This is a genomic window from Flavobacterium sp., assembly GCF_044361065.1.
Taxonomy (GTDB): domain Bacteria; phylum Bacteroidota; class Bacteroidia; order Flavobacteriales; family Flavobacteriaceae; genus Flavobacterium.
Map to the genome: position 1 here is coordinate 1 of NZ_JBIKJI010000121.1, position 6,748 is coordinate 6,748.

The following is a 6,748-nucleotide window of genomic DNA, read 5'->3' on the forward strand; positions in this document are numbered from 1 at the left end:
TAATTATAGGTTCTAATTTTAGCCGAACGGTCACCTGAACTTACTTGAGAAGTTCGCGTTTTAGCATCTTCTTCTTGTTTTTTTGCTAATTCTTGTTCGTACAAACGAGAACGTAATACAGTTAACGCTTTATCTTTATTTTTATGTTGTGATTTTTGATCCTGACATTGTGCAACTAATCCAGATGGAATGTGCGTTAAACGAACTGCCGATTTAGTAGTATTTACTGATTGACCTCCAGGACCTGATGAACAGAAGAAATCTACACGAACATCATTCATATCAATTTGCACATCAAATTCTTCTGCTTCTGGTAAAACCATAACCGTCGCTGCTGAAGTATGCACTCGACCTTGTGTTTCTGTCTGAGGCACACGTTGTACACGATGTACTCCCGCTTCATACTTTAAAGCACCATAAACATCTTCTCCAGTTACTTCAAAAATTACCTCTTTAAAGCCACCAGAAGTTCCATCACTCATATCAACTACAGAACATTTCCAACCGCGACCTTCGCAATATTTGGTGTACATTCTGTATAAATCTCCTGCAAAAATAGACGCTTCATCACCACCAGTACCGGCACGAATTTCAACCATTACGTTTTTCGCATCTTCTGGGTCTTTAGGAATCAACATAAATTTGATTTCTTCTTCCAACAATGGCAAACGTTCTTTGGCTTCTTCTAATTGCATTTTAGCCATTTCTACCATTTCGGCATCAGAACCATCTGCAATTATTTCTTGCGCTTCTTTTACGTTAGCATCTAGAGTAATATATTCTTCACGTTTTTGAACTAACGCATTTAAACTTTTGTATTCCTGATTTAATTGTACATAACGCTTTTGGTCGGCAATAACATCAGGTTGAATAATCAAATCTGATATTTCGTCGAAACGTTGTTTTACGTATTGTAATCTATCTAACATCTCTTCATTATTTTGGAATGCAAAGTTACAAAAAAAAGTAATCTGTTATATAGTTTATTGCGATTTGTAGAAATATGTTTCTAAATTAAATAGCACTAAACTGCTTTTCTACTGCCAACTATTTAATTTTATTTTTTGTTTTTAAAGTATAATTTAGAAAATAGTATTAAAAAAAAGATATTATTTGTTAAAAATAAATTTATGATTTATCTTTGACAAGAATTCACAAATAAAATTCCGGAAAATATGTTTGAATTTCAACAGTATTTAGGCTTTATACTTTTCTTAACCATTTTAACTATAGGTTTTTGGTTAATGTTTTTTCTTGTAGGATTTGTTCAATATTGGATTGGCGGATCATTAATAGAATTATATAAAGAAAAGAAAGCAAAAAAATTAGCTGAACAAGAAAAGTAATTTTCTTGAGTTAATAAAAAATCCCGATTCGTACGAATCGGGATTTTTTTATTCTGTATTAGAATTCTCCACCACCGCCTTCTTGTTGTTCAAGGCTTTTTGGTTTTATTTCTTTTTCGTTTTTCAGTTTATTAAATCGGTAGGTAAATGAAACTGTTACTTGTCGAACTCTCCATTGCATTTCGCTATATGAATTTACAGTTGGTAATTGTAAATCTTGAATTCTTTTTCTTGAATTAAAAACGTCACTCACATTAAGTGAAATGGTTGCTTTTTCTTTTAAAACATCTTTACTAAAAGCCAAATTCATACTTGCAATTCCTATTGTTTTTCCTTGTGCTGTTTTTTGTCCAGCGTTATATGTTCCGTTAGTTTGCCAATCAATTTTATAAGGTAAATTAATTTTAGACGTTAATCGAGCAGTCCAAGTACTTGATTTGAAATTGAAATTTTGATTTACCAAAGTATTGTTAGAATTAATAAATTGATAATTTCCTTTGGTTTCATTATAAAAATAATTCACATTTGAATTTAATTTCCACCATTTTTTTACGCTATAATTAAAGGTAACTTCCATTCCAATTCTATTATCTTCACCTAAGTTAAATGGCGTATTCAAAATTACTGGAATTCCATTTACAAACTGTCCACTTTCTTTTCTAACAATTTGAAATGCATCTGTAGTGTGATTGTAATACGCAGAAGTGCTTAGTGTGATTTTATCCCATTTTTTCAAATAGCCAATGTCAAATGCGTCTGTGAAGGATGGATCTAATTTTGGATCTCCTATGAATAAATTGATATTACTGGTGTATGAAGAAAACGGATTAATAAATCGATCTCTTGGACGGGTAATTCTTTTACTATAATTTAAGGAAATATTCGAATCGTTATTTAATTCGTATGTTAAAAATAAACTTGGAAAAAAGTTGTTGTAATTTCTAGTGTTTAAATCATTTGTAAGTAATTGATTGATTTCCAAATTGGTATTCTCCAATCGTAACCCTCCTAAAACAGATAACTTTTTAAAGAATTTAGTTCCTAATTGAGTATAAATAGCACTTACATTTTCAATGTACTCAAAATTATTCGTAAATCCAGGGATATTCGTGTAAGGACTATTTTGATTTACGCGTTCCAACACTTCATAATTACTTGTAGAATTTGTATAACTTCCTCTGTAACCAGCTTCAAACTGTAAGTCTTTGGTTAAAGGTAAAACATAGTCAGCCTGTATTAAATTTCTAGTTTGTCTACCAATTTTTGAAGTTGTTTCGTCCGATACAAATGTATTTGTTTCTAAAATACTTCCATAAATAGTTGAAAATTCATCTTCTTCATTTAATGAAAAGGAAGCATCAATTGTTAATTTGTGTCCATCCTTTTTAAATTTCTTTATAAAATTAGAAGTGTATTCAACTGCTTCATTTCTAGTAAGTGATTGGTTGTCTCTGAAACGCGTAAATAAAAAGTTACTTCTATTTAAAGTATAATTTTTGTAGGTTACATCTTCAAAATTTTTACCGTCGTTGTTTCTATAATTGATACTATTTGTCCAAGTTGCCGATTTGTCTTTGTTTAGAAATACTTCCATACCAAAATTAACATTGACTCCATCGCTAAATCTATTGGCATTTCTACGCTCTTCAATATAGGTATTTGCCACAAAATTTTCTTGATTGATTTTAGTATTTCCTGGATTATTTCTGTCATTATAAGCTAAAGTTGCAAATAAGTTGTAAGTATCTGATTTTGAATTGATGTTTGCAGAAATACCTTGGTTTTTTGGATCACCAGCAGTTGCAATTACCGTTCCGTTGATTCCTTTATTTTTTCCTTTTTTAAGGATAATATTTAAAATACCACCACCACCTTCAGCATCATATCGCGCTGATGGATTGGTAATTACTTCAACTTTTTCAATAGCGTCTGCAGGAAGCATTCGTAAGGCATCGGCAACATTTATGGCAGTTGAAGGTTTTCCATCAATTAAAACACGTACACTTTCGTTACCACGCAAACTAATATTTCCTTCTACATCAACCGCAACACTTGGTATGTTATCTAAAACATCACTTACCGTTCCGCCCTTTACCATTAAATCTTGTCCAACATTATATACTTTCTTATCTAATTTAATATCAACCGACGTTTTTTCACTTCGAATCACGACAGTCTCAATTTGGTTAGAATCAGATTCTAAGGCAATATTTCCCAAATTTGAATCTGAAGTAATATTTTGGTTTACTTTTTCTTGAGTTTTAAATCCAGGAAATTCGTATTTAAAATTATAAGTTCCGTTGTTTAATTCGATGCTAAAATTTCCATTTGCATCTGAAGTGCCTCCAGTAATAATTTTTTTAGTATCCGATTTTGAAATCGTAATTACAGCGAATTCTATAGGTTTTGTAGTTTCTTTATCGATAATTTTACCAGTAACAATTACTTTTTTTAACGAAATTTGAGAGATGGCGGCAGTACTAACAAATAAGAAAGTTAGTAGCAGCATTGATTTTTTAAATAACATATTTTGTGACATTTTACAGTACAAATGTAGTGTTCTGGATTCAAACAAGTATTAAAACTATGTTAAATCATTTTATAAAATTGTGTTTATCAATTCCGAAGGTCTTGCAATTACCGCTTTTTCTCCATTAATTACGATAGGTCTTTCAATTAGTTTTGGAAATTGTAACATCGCTTCAATAATTTCTTTATCAGTTAAAATTTTGCCTTTGAAATTTTCAATCCAATCTTTTTCCTTAACTCTTACCAATTCAATTGGATTGATTTTTAATTTTTTAATAATTGTTTCTAACTCAGTGTAAGTAAGCGATTTTTCCAGATAATGAATGGTTTCAAAGGGTGTTTTAAGGTTTTCTAAAAAACAAACACCTTCTCTGGATTTTGAACATCTTTTGTTGTGATAAATGGTTAACATAAATATTTTTTTTACAAAGGTAATAATTGTAATTTAGTGGACTTAAAAATTCGTAATATGTATATAGAACAATTGCAAAAGTTTAAAATTAATTTATGGTCTTATACTATAATTCCATTTCTTTTTTTAGCTTTAATGGTAACAATTTTTATTTCATCAGAAGGTGTTGATACCAATGAAGTGATGAAAAAAACGATTGAAAAGTATGGAATAAATGGCACTTTTGTAATGCTAGTAGCGCCATTATCATTTTTGTTATTTATAGTTTTATTTTATAACAAATTCATTCAAAATAATTCATTAAGAATATTAACTACGTCTCGTCCAAAAATCGATTGGTCTAGATTTTTTTTCTCATTTGGAGTTTGGGGAGGCATTACGATAATTACAACCATTATAGGATATTATAGTGCTCCAGAAGATTTTGTAATTCAATTTAAACCAGAAAAATTTACTGTTTTTGTAGTATTGGCTGTCCTTTTAATTCCTTTTCAAGCGAGTTTTGAAGAATATTTGTTTCGTGGACATATGCTTCAGGGATTAGGTTTAGCTACAAAAACAAGATGGGTGCCATTATTGGTAACTTCATTTTTATTTGGAATAATGCATATTGGCAACCCAGAAGTTGATAAAATGGGGATGATTATTATGTTTTATTATATTGGAACGGGTTTGTTTTTAGGTATTTTAACATTAATGGATGAAGGCTTGGAATTAGCTTTAGGGTTTCACGCAGCAAATAATTTAATTGGCGCTTTATTAGTTACTTCAGATTGGTCGGCATTTCAAACGCATTCTATCTTAAAAGATGTTTCTGTGCCAAGTGCTAATTTTCAAATTTTCATACCGATATTAGTTTTTTTCCCTATATTATTATTTGTTTTTTCTAAAAAATATAAATGGAGCAATTGGAAAGAAAAACTTTTTGGAACCATAAAACCAATTCAAGTATCAGAATAATGAATCAAATTATTCATCCCGATTTTAAATTAAGCGGAAAAAGTTTTACGTATATAGAACTTTTAGCCGAGGCTTTATATTTAAAAGAAAACGGACAATTATTTGAAAAAGCAATAGGGAATTTTCTATTGGATTGGTTAAATAATGAATCCTTTATTATGGTGCAAACTTCTGGTTCTACTGGAATACCAAAGCAAATTGTATTGCAAAAAAGCGCGATGATTGCTTCGGCGAAAGCCACAGGTTTGTATTTTAATTTGCAACCAAAAAACACTGCTTTATTATGTTTGTCAGCCAATTATATTGCAGGAAAAATGATGTTGGTTCGTGCTATTACTTTAGGATTGCATTTAGATACAATTGATCCAACAAATGCACCATTATCTACAAAAAAGTACAATTTTATAGCAATGGTTCCTATGCAGGTGCAAAAATCATTATCAAAATTACATTTGGTTGATAACGTATTAATTGGCGGCACAAAAGTGAGTTATAGTTTATCAGAAAGTATTTTAAAAACCAATTGTAATGCTTTTGAATCGTATGGAATGACGGAAACCATTTCGCATATTGCCATTAAAAAAATAGGAGAGTTGGCATTTACTGTTTTACCAAATGTATCTATATCTGTAGATGAAAGAAGTTGTTTGGTGATTGAAGCATTAGAACTTTCTTTGGAAAAAATCACAACAAATGATATTGTAGAAATCCTAAATGCAACTCAATTTATTTTGAAAGGGCGAATTGACAATGTAATTAATTCTGGAGGTATTAAAATTTTTCCAGAAGAAATAGAAGAAATTCTTGCTAAAAACATTTCAGTTCCATTTTTTATTGCCAGTAAACCAAATGAAATTTTAGGCGAAAAGGTAATTTTAGTGCTTGAAGCCACTCCGTTTGCTATTGATAATAGCGTGTTTTCAGAATTATCAAAATACCAAATACCTAAAGAAATTCTGTTTTTAAAGTCATTTGTAAGAACAGAAACGCAAAAAATCAACAGAAAGAAATCATTGGAAAAAATAGTGTAAATAAATACTTTTCAATGGGTTATTTTCTTTCTACCTTAATATAAAACTGATTGGTTTTTACAGAAACGTCTTCTAAGACTAACTTTTTATCTACTTTAAGTTCTTGATTTTTAGTAGTAGTTTGTAAACGTATTGTTTTTTCGTTTATGATAATATCAACTGGCATTTTGAAATCGGCATTAACATTTTCCCATTTATAATTTAGTTTATTTTCTGTTTTTGACATTACTAATTTTGGAACTTTTGTAGTCGTTAAATATTGTTGAAATACAGAAGTTAAATCGATACCGCTTTCTTTATTAAAGAAATCAATTACGGTTTTTGTGTCAATAATTTGTTTTTTATAGGTTTCAGAGTAATCGTAAAGTAATTTCCACCATTTAACATCATCATTAATTATATGTCTAATAGTATTCAACATTAAGGCGCCTTTATAATACATATCGCCACTACCTTCTCGGTTGACACCA

The 6,748-nt window shown here is 29.9% G+C and carries 6 protein-coding genes and 1 pseudogene; 3 read left to right on the plus strand and 4 right to left on the minus strand.

Translation table 11 applies throughout. The features are described from left to right. Window positions 1-929: peptide chain release factor 1 (prfA, locus tag ACIQ11_RS07850; protein WP_396154111.1), on the minus strand; the 929-nt coding region annotated here is incomplete at its 3' end. A 246-nt stretch (window positions 930-1,175) separates the two neighbouring features. Here prfA and ACIQ11_RS07855 point away from each other — a divergent pair. Continuing rightward, entirely contained in the window at window positions 1,176-1,346 is a 171-nt protein-coding gene (locus ACIQ11_RS07855) for a hypothetical protein (protein WP_353076616.1), read from the plus strand. A gap of 58 nt (window positions 1,347-1,404) precedes the next feature. On the opposite strand, the gene ACIQ11_RS07860 is transcribed toward ACIQ11_RS07855, so the two are convergent. Together ACIQ11_RS07860 and ACIQ11_RS07865 are read right to left on the minus strand one after the other, a co-directional pair. Continuing rightward, on the minus strand, window positions 1,405-3,885 hold the full coding sequence (locus ACIQ11_RS07860) for a TonB-dependent receptor domain-containing protein (protein WP_396154112.1): 2,481 nt from the start codon (window positions 3,883-3,885) through the stop codon (window positions 1,405-1,407). A gap of 60 nt (window positions 3,886-3,945) precedes the next feature. Then, window positions 3,946-4,287: an ArsC/Spx/MgsR family protein gene (locus ACIQ11_RS07865; protein WP_396154113.1), complete on the minus strand. Its 342-nt coding sequence runs from the start codon at window positions 4,285-4,287 to the stop codon at window positions 3,946-3,948. Window positions 4,288-4,344: 57 nt separating this feature from the next. On the opposite strand from ACIQ11_RS07865, the gene ACIQ11_RS07870 reads away from it, so the two are divergent. Both ACIQ11_RS07870 and ACIQ11_RS07875 read left to right on the plus strand, forming a co-directional pair. Further along, window positions 4,345-5,247, plus strand: coding sequence for a lysostaphin resistance A-like protein (locus tag ACIQ11_RS07870; RefSeq protein WP_396154114.1), 903 nt, complete (start codon window positions 4,345-4,347; stop codon window positions 5,245-5,247). After that, a complete protein-coding gene (locus ACIQ11_RS07875; RefSeq protein WP_396154115.1) occupies window positions 5,187-6,278 on the plus strand; it encodes an AMP-binding protein in 1,092 nt (363 codons plus the stop codon). Before ACIQ11_RS07870 ends, ACIQ11_RS07875 begins: the two co-directional genes overlap by 61 nt. Before the next feature lie 19 nt (window positions 6,279-6,297). Here the strand turns inward: ACIQ11_RS07875 and ACIQ11_RS07880 are convergent. Then, window positions 6,298-6,748, minus strand: a pseudogene (locus ACIQ11_RS07880) (M1 family peptidase); the annotation flags it as partial.

Excerpts from the sequence above, each read along its gene's own strand:
- ACIQ11_RS07855 (WP_353076616.1), top strand. The coding sequence starts at position 1,176 with ATGTTTGAATTTCAACAGTATTTAGGCTTTATACTTTTCTTAACCATT.
- ACIQ11_RS07860 (WP_396154112.1), bottom strand. The coding sequence starts at position 3,885 with ATGTCACAAAATATGTTATTTAAAAAATCAATGCTGCTACTAACTTTC.
- ACIQ11_RS07865 (WP_396154113.1), bottom strand. The coding sequence starts at position 4,287 with ATGTTAACCATTTATCACAACAAAAGATGTTCAAAATCCAGAGAAGGT.
- ACIQ11_RS07870 (WP_396154114.1), top strand. The coding sequence starts at position 4,345 with ATGTATATAGAACAATTGCAAAAGTTTAAAATTAATTTATGGTCTTAT.
- ACIQ11_RS07875 (WP_396154115.1), top strand. The coding sequence starts at position 5,187 with ATGGAGCAATTGGAAAGAAAAACTTTTTGGAACCATAAAACCAATTCA.